The sequence below is a fragment of the Rhodococcus sp. ENV425 genome (genome assembly GCF_002887785.1).
GTDB classification, from domain to species: domain Bacteria; phylum Actinomycetota; class Actinomycetes; order Mycobacteriales; family Mycobacteriaceae; genus Rhodococcus; species Rhodococcus aetherivorans.
Window position 1 is genome coordinate 1 of sequence record NZ_PCZU01000158.1, and the last position, 18,296, is coordinate 18,296.

Sequence of the window (18,296 nt, forward strand, 5' to 3'; positions counted from 1 at the left end):
CCCCACCGCCCGGGGAGCGGCACCGCCCCGATGCGAAACCGTCGGCGCGCCGCGAGGCCCGGCTCCTCGGCGTGGATCTCACCGAGGTGACGGGAACCGGCACGGGCGGGGCGATCACCGTCCCGGACGTCCGACGCGCCGCGGAGGAACGCGGATCCGCTACGGCGGCAACAGGATCGGATCGCGAGACCCGGACCCCGATCCACGGGATCCGCAGACGTACCGCCGCCGCGGTGGCGCGCAGCGCCTTCACCGCCCCGCACGTGACCGTGTTCCTCACCTGCGACGTCACCGCCACGGTCGACCTCGTCGCCCGGTTGCGCGGCGCGGCCGCCTTCGAGGGCCGTCACCCGACGCTGCTCACCGTGGTGGCCAAGGCGCTGCTGCGGACGCTCGAGCACCAGCCCGTCCTCAACGCGGCCTGGGACGAGGAGCACCGGGAGATCGTCACCCGCCACTACGTCAACCTGGGCATCGCGACCGCCACCGACTCGGGCCTGATGGTGCCGGTGATCCGCGACGCCGACCGCATGTCGCTGCCGGACCTCGCCGGCGCCATCGCCCACGCCGCGGAGACCGCCCGCTCCGGCCGGGCCACCCCGGCCGACCTGACCGGCGGCACGGTCTCGATCACCAACATCGGCGTGTTCGGCGTCGACACCGGCACCCCCATCCTCAATCCCGGGGAGACGGCGATCCTCGCGCTCGGTGCCGTCACCCCGCGACCGTGGGTGGTCGACGGCGAACTCGCCGTCCGGCAGGTGACGACGCTGTCGCTGTCGTTCGACCATCGTCTCGTCGACGGCGAGCAGGCAGCGCGGGCGCTGGCCGAGATCGGGGCGATCCTCACCGACCCGGTGCCGGAACTGCTCGCCGGTATCTGACGGGCGGTAGCGTCGGGACACGTGACCGCTCAGGATCTTCGCCGCGCCCGCGCGGCCGTGTTCGCCACCTTCGGCGTCAACGGGTTCCTGCTCGCGATGTGGGTGGTGCACATCCCCGCGATCGAGGAGCGCGTCGGCATCGACCACGCCACGCTGGGTTCCCTGCTGCTGGTCCTCGCGGCCGGGGCGATCGCCGGAATGCAGGCCACCGGTCCGCTCGCCGACCGGTTCGGCAGCGACCGCACCACCGTCGCCGCGGCGGTCCTGCTGGCGGTGGCGACCCTCGGCCCCGGCCTGGCCGGCGCGGCGTGGCAGCTGGGCGTGGCGCTCGCGGTGTTCGGGTTCGCGAACGGCGCCCTGGACGTGTCGATGAACTCGCAGGCCGTGGCGGTCGAGCAACGCTACCGGCGGCCGATCATGGCCGCGTTCCACGGCCTGTTCTCGGTCGGCGGGGTCGCCGGGTCGCTGGTCGGGGCGGCCGCCCTGGCGACGGGGCTCGCCCCGGCCGTCGCCCTCGGCGGCGCCGGCCTCGTCGGCGCGCTCGTCGTCGCGGTCTCGGCGCCGCACCTCGTGCGGGTGCCCTGGGTCGAGCACCCGCGCGAGGCCGGCCCGCGCGGCGGATACTCCCGCCGGGTGCTGCTGCTCGGCGGGCTCGCGTTCATGCTGATGCTCAGCGAGGGCGTCGCCAACGACTGGAGCGCCCTGCAGGTCAAGGAACACCTGGGCAGCCCGGATGCGGTCGCGGCGCTGGCCTTCGGCGCGTTCTCCACGACGATGACGCTCGGCCGCTTCGTGGCGGACCGCGTCAGCGCCCGCATCGGCGCCGTGGCCGTGGTCCGGTACGGCACGCTGCTGGCGGGGGCCGGGATGGGCACGGTCGTCGCCTCCCCGTGGCTGCCCACGACGCTCGCCGGATGGGCGCTGTTCGGGCTGGGCCTGTCCGGCGCCGTGCCGCAGATCTTCAGCGCAGCCGGGAACATCGACGCCGGCGCCCCGGGCCGCAACATGTCCCGTGTCGTCGGCATGGGATACATCGGGTTCCTGGCGGGGCCCGCCACCATCGGCTGGCTCTCGGAGGCGACGTCGCTCACCGCGGCGATGACGGTGCCGTTGGCATGTGTGCTCGCCGCCGCAGCCCTCGCCGGCTCCGTCGGTGAGCGGACCCGTCGCACGCTCGCGCGCGTGGACGGCCGCTAGCGCGGGAGGACGGTCAGGACCCGCACGACGTGGTCGCGGAACTCGCGCATGTAGTTGCGGAGGAAGTCCTCGGTGCCCGAGTTGTGGACGGTGCCGTCGTCCCCGAAGACCTCGGGCGTGTAATGGATGTACGCCTCGGGCGACGTCATCTGCCGCGCGTTGCAGAAGCTCAGCACGGCGCGCAGGCTCTGCTGGCCCACGGCGGTGCCGATCGCGCCGATGGAGGCGCCGATCACGGCGGCCGGGATGTGATCGAACGAGTTCTGCCCCCACGGGCGCGACGCCCAGTCGATGGCGTTCTTCAGCGCCCCGGGAATCGACCGGTTGTACTCGGGTGAGACGAACAGCACCGCATCCACAGCGGCGATCGCGTCCTTGAGCGCGGCCCCCTCCGGCGGGTAGTTCGCGTCGTAGTCGGGGCTGTAGAGCGGCAGGGCCCGGATGGCGATCTCGACGAATTCGAGGTCGTGCGGGGCGAGCCGGATCAACGCCTTCGCGAGGATACGGTTGATCGAGGTGGACGACAGGCTGCCGACGAAGTAGCCGACCCTGTACGTCCTCTCGGTCCCTGGGTGCTCGGTCCCTGAGTGCTCGGTCACGGGACGCGTCCTTTCCGTCGGTGCCACGGGCCGGGGCACAGCCCGCCTGCCACCTCCGACGGTCGCACACGAGCGGGGCGCCCGCACGGTGTTCCGTGCGGACGCCCCGGTTCGTCGAACTCCCTACAGCGCCTTGAGTTCCTCGGTGACCTCGGAGACCATCTTCTTCGCGTCGCCGAAGAGCATGGAGGTGTGGTCGGCGGTGAACAGCGGGTTGTCGATGCCGGCGTAGCCGGAGCTCATCGAGCGTTTGAGCACGATGACCGACTTGGACTGGTCGACGTTGAGGATGGGCATGCCGTAGATCGGGCTGGACGAATCCTGCCGGGCGGCGGGGTTGGTGACGTCGTTGGCGCCGATGACGACGGTGACGTCGGTGCGGGAGAACTCGCCGTTGATGTCGTCCATCTCCTTGAGCGCCTCGTACGGCACCTCGGCCTCGGCGAGCAGGACGTTCATGTGCCCGGGCATCCGGCCGGCGACCGGGTGGATGGCGTACTTGACCTCCACGCCCTTCTCCTCGAGCAGCGCCGCCATCTCCTTGACCGCGTGCTGCGCCTGCGCCACCGCCAGCCCGTACCCGGGCACCACGATGACCTGGTTGGCGTAGGCCATCTGGACCGCGGCATCGGAGGCGGAGGTCGCCTTGACGGTGCCGCCGGCCCCGCCCGCCACCGCACCGGCACCGCCGTCGCCGCCGAACGAGCCGAACACGATCGCCGGGATGGACCGGTTCATCGCCTTGGCCATCAGGTTGGTCAGGATCGAACCCGACGCACCGACGATCATGCCGGCGACGATCATCGCCTGGTTGTTCAGCGCCAGGCCGGCCGCCGCGGCCGACAGGCCGGTCAGGGCGTTGAGCAGCGAGATGACCACCGGCATGTCGGCGCCGCCGATCGGCAGCACCACGAACAGGCCCATCAGCCCGGCCACGACGAGCAGCGCCACGATCCACATCGCCGAGGTCGGGTCGCCTCCCGGGTCGGCCGCGAGTCCGATGTACACGGCGAGCGCGATCGCCGCGAGCGCGAGCACGATGTTCGCCAGCTGGAAGGCCTTGGCCGCGCCGACGAGGCGGCGCTCGAGGTTCTTGTTCAGCAGCTCCTGCAGCTTGGCGAACGCCACCAGCGAACCCCAGAACGACACCGAGCCGACGATCGCGGCGAACAGCGAGCCGACCACCACGGGCACCGTCGGTTCCTCGGCGAGGGTGGTGAAGCCGTCCGAGTCGAGGAACTCCGCCCACGCGATCAGCGCGACGGTGCCGCCACCGACGCCGTTGAACAGCGCCACCAGCTGCGGCATCGCCGTCATCTTCGTGCGCAGCGCCGGCGGGACGCCCAGGACGACACCGACGACCAGGCCGGCGACGATCCAGCTCCAGTTGTCGGTGTCGCGGATGTCGATCAGCACGGCGAGCACCGCCACGGCCATGCCGACCGCGGCGATGTAGTTGCCGCGGACCGCGGTCTTCGGGCCGGTCAGGCCCATCAGACCGTAGATGAACATCGCGAACGCGACGATGTACAGGACGGAGACGAGGTAGCTCATTTCGCGTCGGCTCCCTTCTGCTCCGCCGGGGCGGCCGACACCGGCACCCGCTTCTTGGGCTTGAACATCGCGAGCATGCGGTCGGTGACGACGAAGCCACCGACGACGTTCAGCGTGCCGAACACCAGCGCGACGAACAGGATGACCTTGATGCTCCACGGCGCGCCGGCCGGCAGGTGACCGAAGACCACCAGCGCACCGAGCACCACGATGCCGTGGATGGCGTTGGTGCCCGACATCAGCGGGGTGTGCAAGGTGTTGGGCACCTTCGAGATCACGGCGAAGCCCACGAACCCGGCCAGGACCAGGATCGCGATGTTCGCCAACAGTTCGGTATACATCTAGACGTTCTCCTTCGAGCGGGTCACGCACGCGCCGTCGAGGATCTCGTCCGAGAAGTCCGGCGCCAGGGCACCGGACTCGTCGAGCATCAGCTCGAGCAGGGCCACGACGTTCTTCGAATACAGCTGCGAGGCGTGCTCGGGCATGGTCGCGGGCAGATTCAGCGGCGAGCAGATGGTCACGCCGTGCTTGACCACCGTGCGTCCGGGTTCGGTCAGCTCGCAGTTGCCGCCGGTCTCGCCGGCCAGATCCACCACCACCGAGCCGGGCTTCATGCCCTCCACGGCGGCGGCGGTGACCAGCCGCGGCGCGGGCCGGCCCGGCACCAGCGCGGTGGTGATCACCACGTCGAAGCCCTTGATGGCCTCCTCGAGCGCCGCCTGCTGCTGCGCGCGCTCGTCGGCGGTGAGTTCGCGGGCGTAGCCGCCCTCACCGGCGGCGTCGATGCCGAGATCGAGCCACTGCGCACCGACCGACCGCACCTGGTCGGCGACCTCCGGACGCACGTCGTAGCCGGTGGCGCGCCCGCCCAGGCGCTTGGCCGTGGCCAGCGCCTGCAACCCGGCCACCCCCACGCCGAGCACCAGCACCGTCGCCGGCTTGACCGTGCCCGCGGCGGTGGTGAGCATCGGGAAGAACCGCGTCGACTCCGTCGCGGCGACCAGCACCGACTTGTACCCGGCGACGTTCGCCTGCGACGACAGCGCGTCCATCACCTGCGCCCGGGAGATCCGCGGGATCGACTCGACGGCGAACGCCTGCACCCCGGCGGCGGCCAGCGCCCCGATCTGGTTCTCGGCGTTGCGCGGGGCGAGGAACCCGATCAGCGCCTGCCCCGACCGCATCCGGGCGACCTCCGCATCCGACGGCGGCGCCACCTTGAGCACCACATCCGCCGACCACGCATCCCCGATCCGCGCCCCGGCCTCGACGTAGGCCTCGTCCGGGATCAGCGCACCGAGCCCGGCCCCGGACTCGACGACCACGTCGAGCCCCTTCTTGATCAACGACGGGACGATCATCGGCACCAGCGCGACCCGCCGCTCGCCGTCGTTGGTTTCCCGAACGACGCCGACGGTGGGTCGCGCTGTCACCGCACGTCCCGTACCCATATCCTCGGTTTCCAAAGTTTTCGACTCCTGCGTTGAATCGGCACCTCACCGCGATGAGCGGCGGGTCATGTGCGACGAGCGGCCGACTCGGGCCGTGCACGATGGGCGATGAGCCTAGTCAGACGTACCCCGCCCCGGACAGGGGCGCAACCGCTGGGTTTCGTCTGAATCGAGTCCGAACAGTCGAACGATGCCAGAATGTGAGGTAGTTCACTTCACAATTCTGCCGTATCCGCGGTGAGGGAGGAGGGGCGAGTCCATGGCACGTCGCAGCGTCGTCGTCGAGCGCGTGTACGACCATCCGGGAGACGAGGAGGCGTTCCGGGTGTTCGTCGACCGGCTGTGGCCGCGGGGGCTGCGCAAGGACGCGTTCCATCACGACGACTGGGCCAAGGACCTGGCGCCGTCGACCGGGCTGCGCAAGTGGTACTCGCACGACGCCTCGCAGTTCGCCGAGTTCCGCGACCGGTACCTCGCCGAACTGGACGGCCCGGACGCGCGTGCAGCCCTGGCGCGCCTCGACGACTTGGCCGACGGCCGGTCCGTCGTCCTGCTCACCGCCACCCGGGACCTCGAGCACAGTGGCGCCGCCGTCCTCGCGGAGCGGATGCGGGGTGCGCGGTGAACGACGTGCCCGCCGCCGGCGGCGACCCCGTGTGCTGGATGCACCGGGTCTGCCCCGACTGCGGCTTCTTCCTCGAGGAACCGGAGGCCCCGTGCCCACGGTGCGGCGCCGTCCTCCGGCACGACGAGGAGAGTACGGACGAGTCCGGCCCCGGCCCCCTACCCTGACCCGATGCCCACTCCCCCCGCGCGGATCCTCGATCTGGCCCGGCCCGCACGACGGGTCGCCGTGCTCACGGGCGCCGGAATGTCCGCCGAAAGCGGCGTGCCGACGTTCCGCGACGCGCAGACCGGCCTGTGGGAGCACTTCGACCCGGCCGATCTGGCGACACCGGAGGCGTGGGACCGCGATCCCGCGTCGGTGTGGGCCTGGTACCAGTGGCGCGTGGCCCTGGTCCGACGAGTGCAGCCGAACGCCGGGCATCGGGCGCTGGCCCGCTGGGGGCGCACCGTGGACCTGTCGATCGTCACGCAGAACGTCGACGACCTGCACGAGCGGGCCGGCAGCCCCGTGCTCTCGCATCTGCACGGCAGCCTGTTCTCGCCGCGGTGCGCCGAGTGCGGCACCCCCGCCGACCTGCCCGAGGCCCCCACCGAGCCGGTCGCCCGTCTCGATCCACCGGCCTGCGGCGCGTGCGGCGGCGACGTGCGGCCCGGGGTGGTGTGGTTCGGCGAGCCGCTGCCGGCCGGACCGTGGGAGGCGGCCACCGCCTCCGTGCTGACCGCAGACGTGGTGTTCGTAGTCGGCACGTCGGGGATCGTCTATCCGGCCGCCGGCCTGCCCTCGCTGGCCCGCCGGCACGGTATCCCCGTCGTCGAGGTCAACCCCGAGCAGACCGACCTGTCCGACCGGGTGGACGAGGTGTGGCGCACCACCGCCGCGGTGGGCCTGCCGCAACTCGTCGCAGCGGTCGCCGCGGAGCAGACGCCCCGCCTACAGTGAGCGGGTGAGCTCCTGTGTGTTCTGCGCCATAGTCCGCGGCGACGCTCCCGCCGTGCGGGTGTACGAGGACGACGACGTGGTGGCCTTCCTCGACATCCGGCCGATCGCCCGCGGGCACACGCTGGTGGTGCCGCGGGTTCACGCGCCCCGGCTCGACGACCTCGATCCCGAGCACGGCGCCGCGCTGTTCCGGGCCGGGCAGCGCATCGCCCGGGGCGTGCAACGCTCGGATTTCGCCGCGGACGGCGCCAACCTGGTGTTCAACGACGGCCGGTCCGCCTTCCAGACCGTCTTCCACGCGCATCTGCACGTGCTGCCGCGGTGGCGCGGCGACAAGCTGCGCCTCGCGGCGGGACTGCTGCGGCGCCGGCCCCACGACCCGGAGGCCACCGGCGCGGCGATCCGCGCCGGCCTGGCCCGTCTCGAAGCGGAGGACGCACTGTGACACACGGAAAGACACACGGAAACACCACGCCCGGCGGCACCACCGGGCCGGACACGGACGCCGCGCCGGAGTTCCCGGTCGAGCCGATCCGCGCGCTGCTGCTCGAGCAGTTCGGGGTCATCGACGAACTGCTCGCCGACGTACACGGGGACACCTGGTACACGCCCACCTCGCTGCCCGGGTGGACGGTCAAGGACATCACGGCACACCTGATCGGGACCGAGTCGATGCTCGCCGGCATCGAGGCGCCGCACGTCGAGATCGACGTGCACGCCCTCGGCCACGTCCGCAACGAGATCGGCGCCTTCAACGAACGGTGGATCGAGTCCCTCCGCGGCACGCCCGGCGACGAGGTGCTCGCGCGGTACCGGGAGATCGTCGCGCGCCGGCGGGAGCAACTCGGGGCCATGACCCAGAAGGACTTCGACGAACCGGCGATGACCCCGGTGGGGCAGGCCACCTACGGCCGTTTCATGCGCATCCGCGTCTTCGACTGCTGGATGCACGAACTCGACCTCCGCGACGCGCTCGGCGTGCCCGGCGACGAGGGCGGCGCCCGGGCCGAGCTCGCAGCCGCGGAGATCTTCGGGGCGCTCGCGTACGTCGTCGGCAAGCGCGGCAAGGCTCCCGACGGGGCGCGGATCACGTTCGAGCTGAGCGGCCCGCTGGCCCGCACCCTCCACGTCGAGGTGGACGGCCGGGCCGCGGTGGTGCCGGCCCTGTCCGGTCCGGCGACGAGCACCGTAGCTATGGATTCGCGGCTGTTCGTGCGGCTCGCCGGCGGCCGCACGCACGCGTTCGACCGTCTCGACGAGATCACCCTCGGCGGCGACACGACGGTGGGCCGGCGGATCGTCGACCACCTCGCCTTCACGATCTGATCGGCGGCTTCGTGCGGCTGTTCCTGTCGTCGTACCGGTTCGGCACGGATCCCGGGTTGCTCCTCGGAGTCACGCGGGGGCCGTGCCCGATCGCGGTGATCGCGAACGCGGCCGACGCATGGCCGTCCCGGGCCCGGGACTCGGCGGTGGCGAGCGAGCTGGCGCCGCTGCGTGCGCTCGGATACGAACCCACCGAGGTGGATCTGCGGGACCATGTCGGCGCCCCCGACGGCCTGCGGGCGGCGCTGTCCCCGTTCGGAGCGTTGTGGGTGCGCGGCGGCAACACGTTCGTGCTGCGCGCGCGGCTCGCCCTGTGCGGGGGCGACGAGATCCTCACGGACCTGGTCCGTTCCGGTGCGCTGGCCTACGCTGGATACAGCGCAGGGGCGTGCCTCGTGACGCCGTCCCTGCGCGGTCTCGAATTCTCCGACGATCCCGGCGAGGTCGACGCGGTCTGCGGGGTCCCGGCCCGCTGGGACGGTCTCGGGTGGGTGGACTACGCGATCGTCCCGCACGCCGGGGACTCGCCCCTCGCCGACGCGGGCGTCGCGCGGACGCTGGACTTCCTCACTCGCGAGCGGCTGCCGTTCCGGGCACTCGGCGATGACGAGGTGATCGTCGTGGACGAGTCCTGAGGCCCCGTGCCGGTGCCGTGGTCACGGCCCGCTGCTCGCGCGCACGAACGGCGCGAACCGGTCGAGGGAGACCCAGGCCGTGCGGCACCGGCGGGCGGTGACCTCGTCGGCCCGCGCGAGCAGGATGTCGAGAAGTTCCCGGGGATTGTCCCGCCAGCGCAGGGCGAGGTGCCGTTCCTCCTCGTCCGACAGCGCCGCGAACCTGCTCGCCGCGGCGGCCCAGTCCGCCACGTCCCCGTGATGAAGGCGCTCCAGCGCGTTGTAATCGACTCGCCGCGAAAGGAATTCGTCGGACAACGCGCGGACGAGTTTCGCGTCCGTCAGCGCGGATGCGGTCATACGGCACCTCCTTCGAACGACCGTTGACGTTAGTGACCTGCGACAACCACCCGATCGCGCAGCCGGAACGATTCGATAACAGAGTGACTGGTGAGACTGATGTGACTTCCGCTGTTAGGATCCGTACGGTGGAGACACTGACCGACCTGCTCACGAGCGGTGCGGCACCCTGGTGGGCCGTACCGGTGGGACTCACGGCCGGCGTGCTCCTCGGCGTCCTCGCCACCCGGATCGGCGCGCGACCCCCGCGACGGAACGCCGCCGTGGCCGCTCCCCTGCGGGCGGCCGATCGCGCGCTGCAGGTTCGCTTCCTGCACGCCGCCGACAGCGTCTACAACCACCTGTTCGAGGCGGATCACTCCGCCCTCGCCGAGGCCGACCTCACCGAGGCCCTGCAATCCGACGACCTGCACCTGCGCTCGGTCGCCCGCGGCATCGTCGACCTCGACGCGATCGTCAACGAGATGCGGCTGTCCGCTCCCGATCCGGTGCTCGCCGCCGCCGTCGCCCTCTTCGGATACCTCACCGCCGTCTCGAGCGACGGAACCGACGACCTCGACGAGTTCCGGGACCGCTACCTGACCCGCAAGTCCGCGTTCGTCGACGCCGTCCGCGCCGCCCACCCGCCGGCCGGCCCGGTCCCCGCCTGAGTCCGTCGCCACTGTCGACTGCATCGCGTCACCACCACCACGTCACCGCTCACGTCACGCGGGGCCCGCCCTCGACACAGGTCCACAACAGGAACATCGCGGCCCGCGCCGCGCGCATTACCGCCGCCGCGGGCGGATCCCCCCGCCGGCGCGACGGCCGGTAGGGTCGTTGGCGTGACCAACGACGAGCACCGCATCGAACATCACGCCGAGCAGTCCCGATTCGCGTTGTACACCGGCGACACCCTCGCCGCGTTCGCCGACTACACCGACTCGGACGGTGTGCGCGACTTCGACCACACCGTCACCCAGCCCCGGTTCCGCGGTCACGGGCTCGCCGCCGAGGTGGTCCGCCACGCCCTCGACGCCACCCGTTCGGAGGGCCTGAAGATCGCGGCCTCGTGCTGGTACGTCGCGCAGTTCCTCGACGCGAACCCCGAATACCGGAACTGACTCGCCGAGGCGCCGCCTCTATCAGCACGGAGGCGCCGCCTCGATCGGCACGGAGGCGCCCGCCTCTAACAGCGCGGAGGCGCCCGCCTCGCTCAGCGGGCGCCGGCCTGCCCGGTGGGCGCACCCCCGGCGCGCAGGCGAAGGCCCAGCGCGACGAGCGCGGGGAAGACGACCAACCAGAGAATGCCCCGCTGCACGAGACCCGCGACATCGTGCAGGGGCGCGTCGTCGGGCAGCACCAGCACGACCATGAGCGGCACGCCGGCCGCGGCGACGAGTCCCGCACCGAGCACGTAGCGCGACAGCGCCGGGAACCGCCCGTCGCGTGCGAGACGGCGCGACGTCACGACCAGGCCGAGCGCGATGCACGAGAAGAACGTGAAGCCCGAGACGAAGTGGTAGCCCGGGTCGTAGGTGACCCCCGCTGCGTCCTCCCGCAGCGGGAACACCGCCGCGAGCAGTGCGCCGACGCCGGCGAGACCGATCAGCACCGGGCCGAGGGCGCCCGTCCGGTCGGCCGCCGGTCCCCGGTGCACGGCGACGGTGAAGATCAGCAGCAGGAGTCCGAACACGACGAAGTTGAACTGCTGGATCCAGCCGTTCGGGCCGGCTTCGAGCGCACTGATCGTTTCCGCGGTCGGGCTGTACTCGTCCCGCCGGGCTGCCTGCTGCGCCAGCACCACCACGGTGAAGAGGAGGGGCGCGACGATCCCGGCGAGTGCGGCGGCACGTCCCCGAACCAGCCGCGTACCGGGTCCGACGCCGACGTGTGCGCTCATGACCGCTCCTGACCGAGTCCGAATCTGCCGTCGCAGAGGACGTTAGGAGCACCGACGGTGACCGGCATCGGAAGGATTGCCCATTCGGCCCGCCCCGGGATGGGAACTTCGACCCATCGCCCGGCGGACGCGGCCCGTGGGCCTGCGCCGCGGCGCAGGCCCACGCGTTCACAGCTCCCGTGGCGCGTCGCCGGTGTCCGTATGCAACTCACCCACTTCCGTCTTCAGGATTCGCATCGACCGCCCGAGGCCCCGTGCGGCCTCGGGCAGCCGCTTGGATCCGAACAACACCAGCACCACGAGGGCAATGATCGCCCAGTGGGCGGGACTGAGTGCTCCCATCAGCGGGGTCCCTTCCCCTCGGGGAAGACGGCGTCGACCTCCACTTCGACGAGCCACCCGGCCACCGGCAGACTCGCCACCTCCAGCGCGAATCGGCTCGGGCGAGCCGGGTTGCGTTCGAGCGGCGCGGCGGGCTCGGCGGTCCCCATCGGCACCAGCTCGGTGTCGCCGGTCTCGAGGTTGGTGTTCGCGAAGAACTGGCGGTACGCCCGGTTCCATCCGGCGTAGTCGGCGCGATCCGTCCCCGGGGCGTTGTCGAGGAAGACCCGCATCGTGGTCACGTCCGCCAGACCGAGCCCCTGAGCCTCGAGATTGTCGCGGATCTTGCGGAGCACATTGATGCCCTGCGCCTCGGTGACCGTCACCCCGGCCGGGAGGACACCGCCCGCGAAGGTCGCGGTGTCGATGTAGGACTCCGGGGACCCCTGCGGCGCGGCGGTGTTCGCGGCCGACGGCCCGATTCCGCTGGTCTTGTACACGGCGGCGTCGGCGCCGATGCCCACGCCCTCGGCGATCATCGGGTTGGCCTCCCCGACCGGCAGCACCGACTGCACGAGCACGGGCGGTGCCGAGCCGGCCTCCGCGTCCGTGGACGAGCACGCCACGGTCGAGGCGCCGACGACGGGCAGGACCAGGGCCGCGAGAACGGTTCGGGCGGCACGCTTGTTCATGGATCTCTCCTTGTCCGGGATGGGGATGTCAGGATGCGGCGACACGCTCGTGCAGCGACGTGACCACGGCGCGTGCGGAGGTGAACGCACCGTGTTGCCAGGCGATCGCGTTGGACAGGTGGTCGCCGGCGAAGTAGACGTTCTGCACCGGGTCGAGCAGCAGGGTGTATTCGGGGGTTGCCTCTCCCCCGTGGGAACCCCCGGCACCCTGCCACGATGCCCAGGCCGACTCCGAGTACCGGGTGCGGCGCCAGCTGCCCGAGAACGACGAGGCAATGTCGCGGGTGTACTTGTCGCCGTGGATCTCTGCCCCCTCCGCGATCGCCTTGGCCAATCTCTGCTTGTGCGTGAGCGATTCGAAACCGAGGTGCCTCTTGCCCGAGGAGTAGTAGCCGACGACCACGCCGCGGTCCGAGTTGTAGTGGTCGTAGGGGAACATGATCTGGGAGATGTCCTTGTCGGTGTTGCTGGCACCGCCGTAGATCCGGTCCTCGAGTTCCCACCAGCGGCGCGTGTACTCGATGCCGAGCTTGCCCGACGAGCTGGGCTCGGCCGCGCCGAGTGCGTGCACGACGTCGGCGGGCAGGTTGTGGTTCAGCCGCGTCACCAGGTGCGGCGGGATGGTGCAGATCGCGAAGTCGGCGTCCACCACCCGCGGCGCACCGTCGCGGGTGTATTCCACCCGCACCCCCTCGGTCGTGTTCTGCAGGGCCGTCACCTCCGACCCGTATTCGATCCTGTCGGTACCGATGCGGTCCTCGAACGCGTAGTAGATGCGGTCCATGCCCCCGACCGGGGTGAACATCATCATCGCCTGGTCGTAGCCGAAGTCGAAGCTGAAGTTGCGGCCGATGCCGCCGCGGATCACGTCCGTCATCGCGAAGGGCGGCTCGTGCGTGCCGAAGTCCAGACCGGCGCCGGGCTCGGAGGTGTACCCGCGTCGGGTCGACCCGACGTATCGTCCGTCGCCGGACAGGTCGCCGAAGTCGCTGAGGAACTCGGACAGCGCGTCCTTGTCGGCCTGGGTGAGCACGTCGTCGAGTGCGCCGCGGGAGGCCGCCTTCTGCAACAGCTCCGACATGTACCCGTACGTGTCGGCCTTCGCCGCCCGATACGTGATGGACCGGTCGGACAACGCCGTGTCGCTCGAGTAGTGCACGAAGGTGTTGGCGTTCTGGTTGCCGAACGCCTGCAGTTCCACCCCCAGTTCGCGGCAGTAGTCCATCGTCACGTGGCTCTGCGGGATGCGGGTGGCACCGAGGTTGAAGTAGTGCCCGTCGGCGAAGGTGCAGACCTGCTTCTCGCCGTTCAGGTCCGTCTCCTCCGTTCCGGCGCGCACGGACCAGACCCGGCCACCGGGCCGACGCCGAGCCTCCAGCACCGTGACGTCGTACCCGGCCTTCCCCAATTCGTAGGCGGCGCACAATCCGGCCGGGCCGCCGCCGAGGACGACGACCGAATGATGCCCGTCCACCCGGCCGATCAGGTCGCTGCGCGCCGGCGCCCGGAAAGCCGGCGTCGACGCCGTTGCGGGCGCGAGGCCGATCGTGGACATCGCGCCGTACATCAGGCCGGCGCCGCCCGTGACGCCGAGTCCTTTCATGAAAGACCTACGTGTAACTGCCACAGTGACTGCTCCCATCGTGCAACACCGACCGTCCCGATCGGCTCGGCACCTATGGTGGGAAGAGCGGGATGCGGGGATGTCTCGCACGCGCAACGTCTTGCGGACCGGCGCTCGAGAACGACGGTCCGCCGCGGACCCGAATTCTCGATCCCGGTGCGCCCGTTCGACTTCCCCCGGAAACAGACCGGAAACACCGGGCCGATAGCTTCGCGTGCCATGTCCGCACTCTCCGACGCGATCACGCAGTCCTTCACGGCGCGTGAGCCGGAACGACCGGCCTTGTCGCCGCTACGAGCCCTCGGCCGGCGCCGGCTGTCCGGCATCGAGGTCCTCGCGCAGTCGGTCGCCACCACGGCGCCCGCCGCGTCGATGGTCGTCCTGACGACCGCGATCGTGGCCGGGCAGTCGATGCTCGCAGGCCTGCTCACCGTGGCGGCGACGACGGTCCTGCTGGGCGCGGTGGCCGGATGCTTCGCGGCCTTCACCCGCCGCCTCGCCGCCGCCGGCGGCCCGTACACGTTCGTCGCGCAGGGACTCGGCCCGCGCGCCGCGCTCGGCGGTGGTGCCGCGCTGGCGGTGAAGTACCTCGGCAGTGCCGGGCTCACCCTCTACCACGGGGGGCAGTCGATCCTGGCAGTCGCCCACGGGGCCGGCGTCTCCGTTCCCGCACTGCCGTTGTATCTCGTGCTGGCCTGCGTGATCGGCGCGTGCGTGGTCCGCGGGATCAGATTCGCGGTCCACGCGATCCTGCTGGTGGAGGCGTGCTCGCTCGCGTTCATCCTCACGCTGTTCCTCGTGCCGGCCGTGCCCACACCGGTCGCGGAACCCCCCGGCGGCGGCGCCGGCGAACTCGTGGTCCTGGCGCTCACCGCCGTGTTCGCGCTCGCCGGATTCGAGAGCGCCACCTTCCTGGCACCCGAGGCCCGGCGACCGTTGGTGACGGTCACCCGCACCGTGCTCTGGACACCGGTGATCTGCGGGGCGCTCTGCGTCCTCGCGGCCCTGGCGGTCTGGGGTGGCCGCGGCGGGACGGTGATCGACGCGTATCGCCACGGCACCGACTCCGGCGTGCCGGTCGCCGTCGTCGTGGCGCTGCATCTCGGATTGACCTGCTCGTGGCTGGCGTCCTCGATGGCATCGGTCAACGCGGTTTCGCGACTGGGGTACACGATGGGGATCGAGCGGGTGCTCCCCCGGCCCCTGGCCGCGGTGCACCGGATGTACCGCACGCCGTACCGTGCCGTCGCCGCGGCCGGGCTGGTGGCGCTCACGATCGCCGTCGCCAAGGCCGGGGCTCCGCATCTCGTCGCGGGGCTTCAGCACGCGGTACGCGTCGCGGTGCTCGTCGCGTACGTCCTGGTGGCCGTCGCCTCCCTGCGCTTCCTGACCAGAATCGGCGAGCAGACCCGCGGCTCGACCCTCGTCGGTGGTGCTGCGGCCGCGGGCGGCGCGCTGCTGCTCGGCTGCGTCGTCGGCTCCGGCATCGTCGCGGTCGATCCCGCCGTGGTGGCCGTCCCCCTGCTGCTGCTCGCCGCGGGACCCCTGTGGTACCTCCTGCTCCGGCGGCGGACGCCACGCGCTGCGACGGCGATCGGGGTGTTCGACAGCGCGGAATCCGCGGACGTGCTGCCGGGCGCCGGGGTCTTCGCACCCGACCGGCTCGGCGCGATGACCCTGGTGCGTGCCGACCGCGGCCCGCATCGGGATCTCTGACGGTGGCGCGCGAGGTCACCGGCCGGGAGCCGACGGCCGTGCAGCGTGCGCTGGCCCTGCTCGAGGCGGTAGCTCAGCTGGGTTCGGGCGCGACGGCCAAGGATCTGGCCCGGCTCACCCGCATCCCGCCGGCGACCGCGTACCGGCTGCTCAACCTCCTCGTCGCCGACGGCTATCTGGTGCGGGTGCACGACCTGTCGGGTTTCGCGCTCGGCCGACGGACGCAGGAGCTGGCGGCAACACCGCACGTGGAGACGTGGCCGGTGGCCGAGGTGCTCGAGGATCTGCGCGCCCAGGTGCGGCACGGGGTGTATCTGGCCTCCTACGAACGGGACCGGATCCGGCTGGTGGATCGCGACCCGGACCACGAGCTGCTGGGCGAGTCGTCGTTGACCCGGCACCTGCACGCGTCCGCGATCGGGAAGCTGCTTCTCGCCGACCGCCCCCATCTCGTCCCCGGCACAACCCTGCCGAAAGTGGGGCCGCGCACGATCGTCGAGCTCGACCGGCTCGCGATCGAGCTGAGTCGCATCCGGAGCCTCGACGTGTCCGTCGAGCAGGACGAATTGCGTCAGGGACGCACCGCGGTCGCCGTCCCGGTGCGCGACGACGGCGCCGCGATCGTGGGATGCCTCGCGGCGATCGGCGGTACCGGGCGCATCCGCACCGACGATCGGGATCTGATCGATCTGCTCCACGAGTTCGCCGGGCGCCTGCGGCTGCCCGGCACAGCGCGACGCACGTGAGCGGGTCCACGCACCGGGTCAGCGGGACGCGTGCAGATTCCGGGCGGTCGGCGACGTCTCGACCGAGGCCGGGTCCGGTTCGGTGCCGAGAATCCGGTCGGCGGTGCCCGCGGTGGTGACGGTGAACCAGTAGTGCTCGTTCTTGAAATGGTGGTGCCGATGGTGGCGCCACACCGCGCGGTAGGGCCGCGAGTCCGGGCGGTAGTCCGTGTGGATGAGGTAGTGCGTCCATTCGTAGCTCAGGCCCAGGACGCCCACGGTCACCAGGAACGTCAGTGCCAGGCCGGCCCTGGGGAAGACCAGCCATGCGCCGGCGACGAGAACCGGCAGCAGCCACACCAGGGTCTGCCAGGGAATGAAGATCAGCGGCACGTCGCGCGGGTCGCAGTGGTGCTCGCGGTGCTTGCGGGCCAACAGCGAATCCAGCGTCAGCCCGGCGATCCGGCGCGGCCGCCAGTGCAGGATGCCGACGTGGATGACCCATTCCACCAGCGGGAACACCAGCAGGGCGACCAGTGGGACCAGGGCGTCGGAGATCTGCCAGTCGCCGCGGAGAACCCGCGCGACGCTCGCGGCGGCGAGCATCGCGCCGATCATCCACGGCGACGGGTGCCGGGCGAACTCGGCGGCGGCGTCCCGCAGGCCGATCGAGGTGCGACGGCTACGCCGTTCGGTCCGATCGGTGCTCATGCTCGGCTCCTCGCATCTGCGTGTTCCGCATGGTCGATGGCGGTCGTCAGGGCCGACGTGCCCAGGTCGAGCAGTTCCCCGGCGGCGCGTTCGGCGCCGTCCTCGTCGTGGGCGATGATCGCGCCGGCGAGCCGTTCGTAGAGGTCGGTGCGGCCGACTTCGGCGACCAGGACACCGGCCATCGCGGTCATGGCCGGTTCGTAGGCGTTGCGCAGGCTGTTGAAGATCAACCGGAACGCGAGGGAGTCGGCCGCGTCGACGACGCGTTCCCAGAATTCGAGGGCGGCGACCTGCAGCGCGACGGGGTCCTCTCCCGTCGCGAGCCGCGCCACGGCGTCGCGCAACCGGGGTTCCGTCTCGTCCGTCGCGCGGGCGGCGGCGAGCCGGGCAACCTGACGGCCGAGGAGGCGTCGGGCCTCGAGGACGCTGCGGACGACGTCCCAGTCGGGCCGGCCGTCGCGCACGAGCAGCCGCGGGAGCAGCTCCGGACCGGCCTGGGTGCGGAAGTCGCGGACCGACGTCGCCTCCCCCTGGCGCACCTCCACCAGACCCGCGTGGGACAGCCGGGAAATCGCCTCGCGGACAGCGGGTCTCGATACACCGAACGCTTCGGCCAGGTTGCGCTCGCTCGGCAGCGCCGCCCCGGCGGCGAGGTCGCCCCCGAGCACCCGGGCGGCGATCTGGTCGTACACCTCGCCGGAGGCGGACTTGCGGGCGATCGGCTCGAACATCACGGACCGACCGTAGGCCGGAACCCGGCCAGAGGTCAAGTGGTCATACCAGTTCGCTGTCGGCCGAATGTCACAGCAGGCCAATCTGAGCGAAGTGATGTGACATTCGGCCCGCACGGAGCCGCCCGATCAGCTGAAGCCCATCACCTGGTCGCCCCAAGCCTCACGCAGCACCCTGTCGGGGTCCGAGACTAGGGTGTCGGTGCTGTCGATCAGCAGGGTCATCCGCTTTCCGGTGTCGTACGGCGCCCAATGCCGGGACCCGTCCAGGGCGGCGGGCACACCGTGGTGCGCGAAGGCCAGCCAGCGGCGCTGGATCCGGCCCGAGACCACCGTCGC

At 71.4% G+C, this 18,296-nt stretch carries 23 protein-coding genes and 1 pseudogene; 12 read left to right on the forward strand and 12 right to left on the reverse strand.

Annotated elements, in window-relative coordinates:
• On the forward strand, positions 1–884 hold an 884-nt coding region (locus CQZ88_RS12955), incomplete at its 5' end, for a dihydrolipoamide acetyltransferase family protein (RefSeq protein WP_102799837.1).
• Positions 885–905: 21 nt separating this feature from the next.
• A complete protein-coding gene (locus CQZ88_RS12960) occupies positions 906–2,081 on the forward strand; it encodes an MFS transporter (RefSeq protein ID WP_006940151.1) in 1,176 nt (391 codons plus the stop codon).
• On the opposite strand, the gene CQZ88_RS12965 is transcribed toward CQZ88_RS12960, so the two are convergent.
• From CQZ88_RS12965 to CQZ88_RS12980, 4 genes are all read right to left on the reverse strand, one after another.
• Entirely contained in the window at positions 2,078–2,680 is a 603-nt protein-coding gene (locus CQZ88_RS12965; RefSeq protein ID WP_180987005.1) for an NADPH-dependent FMN reductase, read from the reverse strand. The two genes, CQZ88_RS12960 and CQZ88_RS12965, sit on opposite strands and share 4 nt — an antisense overlap.
• A gap of 123 nt (positions 2,681–2,803) precedes the next feature.
• Positions 2,804–4,234 carry an NAD(P)(+) transhydrogenase (Re/Si-specific) subunit beta gene (locus CQZ88_RS12970; RefSeq protein WP_102799839.1) on the reverse strand — a complete coding sequence of 477 codons (1,431 nt, stop codon included), beginning with the start codon at positions 4,232–4,234 and terminating at the stop codon, positions 2,804–2,806.
• Positions 4,231–4,575, reverse strand: a complete 345-nt coding sequence (locus CQZ88_RS12975) for an NAD(P) transhydrogenase subunit alpha (RefSeq protein ID WP_006940142.1) — start codon at positions 4,573–4,575, stop codon at positions 4,231–4,233. The genes CQZ88_RS12970 and CQZ88_RS12975 overlap by 4 nt, the downstream gene beginning before the upstream one ends.
• Positions 4,576–5,688, reverse strand: coding sequence for a Re/Si-specific NAD(P)(+) transhydrogenase subunit alpha (locus tag CQZ88_RS12980; protein WP_029542877.1), 1,113 nt, complete (start codon positions 5,686–5,688; stop codon positions 4,576–4,578).
• A 259-nt stretch (positions 5,689–5,947) separates the two neighbouring features.
• Here CQZ88_RS12980 and CQZ88_RS12985 point away from each other — a divergent pair, with 259 nt between their 5' ends.
• Genes CQZ88_RS12985 through CQZ88_RS13005 form a run of 6 tightly spaced genes read left to right on the forward strand, consistent with a single transcriptional unit; the run spans position 5,948 to position 9,216 of the window.
• Positions 5,948–6,313, forward strand: coding sequence for a DUF488 domain-containing protein (locus tag CQZ88_RS12985; RefSeq protein ID WP_006940140.1), 366 nt, complete (start codon positions 5,948–5,950; stop codon positions 6,311–6,313).
• Complete coding sequence (locus tag CQZ88_RS29895; RefSeq protein ID WP_164528083.1) at positions 6,310–6,480, forward strand: hypothetical protein; 171 nt, start codon at positions 6,310–6,312, stop codon at positions 6,478–6,480. The genes CQZ88_RS12985 and CQZ88_RS29895 overlap by 4 nt, the downstream gene beginning before the upstream one ends.
• A 4-nt stretch (positions 6,481–6,484) precedes the next feature.
• Positions 6,485–7,255, forward strand: coding sequence for an NAD-dependent deacylase (locus CQZ88_RS12990; protein ID WP_051445986.1), 771 nt, complete (start codon positions 6,485–6,487; stop codon positions 7,253–7,255).
• A 4-nt stretch (positions 7,256–7,259) separates the two neighbouring features.
• Entirely contained in the window at positions 7,260–7,700 is a 441-nt protein-coding gene (locus tag CQZ88_RS12995; protein ID WP_029542872.1) for an HIT family protein, read from the forward strand.
• Entirely contained in the window at positions 7,697–8,581 is an 885-nt protein-coding gene (locus CQZ88_RS13000) for a maleylpyruvate isomerase family mycothiol-dependent enzyme (RefSeq protein ID WP_102799840.1), read from the forward strand. The genes CQZ88_RS12995 and CQZ88_RS13000 overlap by 4 nt, the downstream gene beginning before the upstream one ends.
• Before the next feature lie 11 nt (positions 8,582–8,592).
• Entirely contained in the window at positions 8,593–9,216 is a 624-nt protein-coding gene (locus CQZ88_RS13005; protein WP_102799841.1) for a Type 1 glutamine amidotransferase-like domain-containing protein, read from the forward strand.
• A gap of 21 nt (positions 9,217–9,237) precedes the next feature.
• Here the strand turns inward: CQZ88_RS13005 and CQZ88_RS13010 are convergent, their stop codons facing one another.
• Entirely contained in the window at positions 9,238–9,555 is a 318-nt protein-coding gene (locus CQZ88_RS13010; protein WP_029542865.1) for a hypothetical protein, read from the reverse strand.
• Between the two features lie 128 nt (positions 9,556–9,683).
• On the opposite strand from CQZ88_RS13010, the gene CQZ88_RS13015 reads away from it, so the two are divergent.
• Together CQZ88_RS13015 and CQZ88_RS13020 are read left to right on the forward strand one after the other, a co-directional pair.
• Positions 9,684–10,205, forward strand: a complete 522-nt coding sequence (locus CQZ88_RS13015; RefSeq protein WP_006940125.1) for a hypothetical protein — start codon at positions 9,684–9,686, stop codon at positions 10,203–10,205.
• A 174-nt stretch (positions 10,206–10,379) separates the two neighbouring features.
• A complete protein-coding gene (locus CQZ88_RS13020; protein ID WP_006940123.1) occupies positions 10,380–10,658 on the forward strand; it encodes a GNAT family N-acetyltransferase in 279 nt (92 codons plus the stop codon).
• Positions 10,659–10,750: 92 nt separating this feature from the next.
• On the opposite strand, the gene CQZ88_RS13025 is transcribed toward CQZ88_RS13020, so the two are convergent.
• From CQZ88_RS13025 to CQZ88_RS13040, 4 genes are all read right to left on the reverse strand, one after another.
• Positions 10,751–11,437: a DUF998 domain-containing protein gene (locus CQZ88_RS13025; protein ID WP_102799842.1), complete on the reverse strand. Its 687-nt coding sequence runs from the start codon at positions 11,435–11,437 to the stop codon at positions 10,751–10,753.
• Positions 11,438–11,605: 168 nt separating this feature from the next.
• Complete coding sequence (gene tatA, locus CQZ88_RS13030; RefSeq protein WP_006940119.1) at positions 11,606–11,779, reverse strand: Sec-independent protein translocase subunit TatA; 174 nt, start codon at positions 11,777–11,779, stop codon at positions 11,606–11,608.
• Positions 11,779–12,450, reverse strand: a complete 672-nt coding sequence (locus CQZ88_RS13035) for a Rid family hydrolase (protein WP_102799843.1) — start codon at positions 12,448–12,450, stop codon at positions 11,779–11,781. The genes tatA and CQZ88_RS13035 overlap by 1 nt, the downstream gene beginning before the upstream one ends.
• Positions 12,451–12,478: 28 nt before the next feature.
• Entirely contained in the window at positions 12,479–14,092 is a 1,614-nt protein-coding gene (locus CQZ88_RS13040; RefSeq protein WP_146034301.1) for an FAD-dependent oxidoreductase, read from the reverse strand.
• A gap of 201 nt (positions 14,093–14,293) precedes the next feature.
• On the opposite strand from CQZ88_RS13040, the gene CQZ88_RS13045 reads away from it, so the two are divergent.
• Both CQZ88_RS13045 and CQZ88_RS13050 read left to right on the forward strand, forming a co-directional pair.
• Complete coding sequence (locus CQZ88_RS13045; protein WP_043797237.1) at positions 14,294–15,790, forward strand: APC family permease; 1,497 nt, start codon at positions 14,294–14,296, stop codon at positions 15,788–15,790.
• Between the two features lie 2 nt (positions 15,791–15,792).
• Positions 15,793–16,536, forward strand: a complete 744-nt coding sequence (locus tag CQZ88_RS13050) for an IclR family transcriptional regulator (protein WP_246872541.1) — start codon at positions 15,793–15,795, stop codon at positions 16,534–16,536.
• An 18-nt stretch (positions 16,537–16,554) separates the two neighbouring features.
• Here CQZ88_RS13050 and CQZ88_RS13055 read toward each other — a convergent pair whose 3' ends face one another.
• From CQZ88_RS13055 to CQZ88_RS30975, 3 genes and pseudogenes are all read right to left on the reverse strand, one after another.
• Entirely contained in the window at positions 16,555–17,226 is a 672-nt protein-coding gene (locus tag CQZ88_RS13055) for a sterol desaturase family protein (RefSeq protein WP_102799844.1), read from the reverse strand.
• Complete coding sequence (locus CQZ88_RS13060; RefSeq protein WP_102799869.1) at positions 17,223–17,957, reverse strand: FadR/GntR family transcriptional regulator; 735 nt, start codon at positions 17,955–17,957, stop codon at positions 17,223–17,225. Before CQZ88_RS13060 ends, CQZ88_RS13055 begins: the two co-directional genes overlap by 4 nt.
• 129 nt (positions 17,958–18,086) lie before the next feature.
• Positions 18,087–18,296, reverse strand: a pseudogene (locus tag CQZ88_RS30975) (carboxylesterase/lipase family protein); the annotation flags it as partial.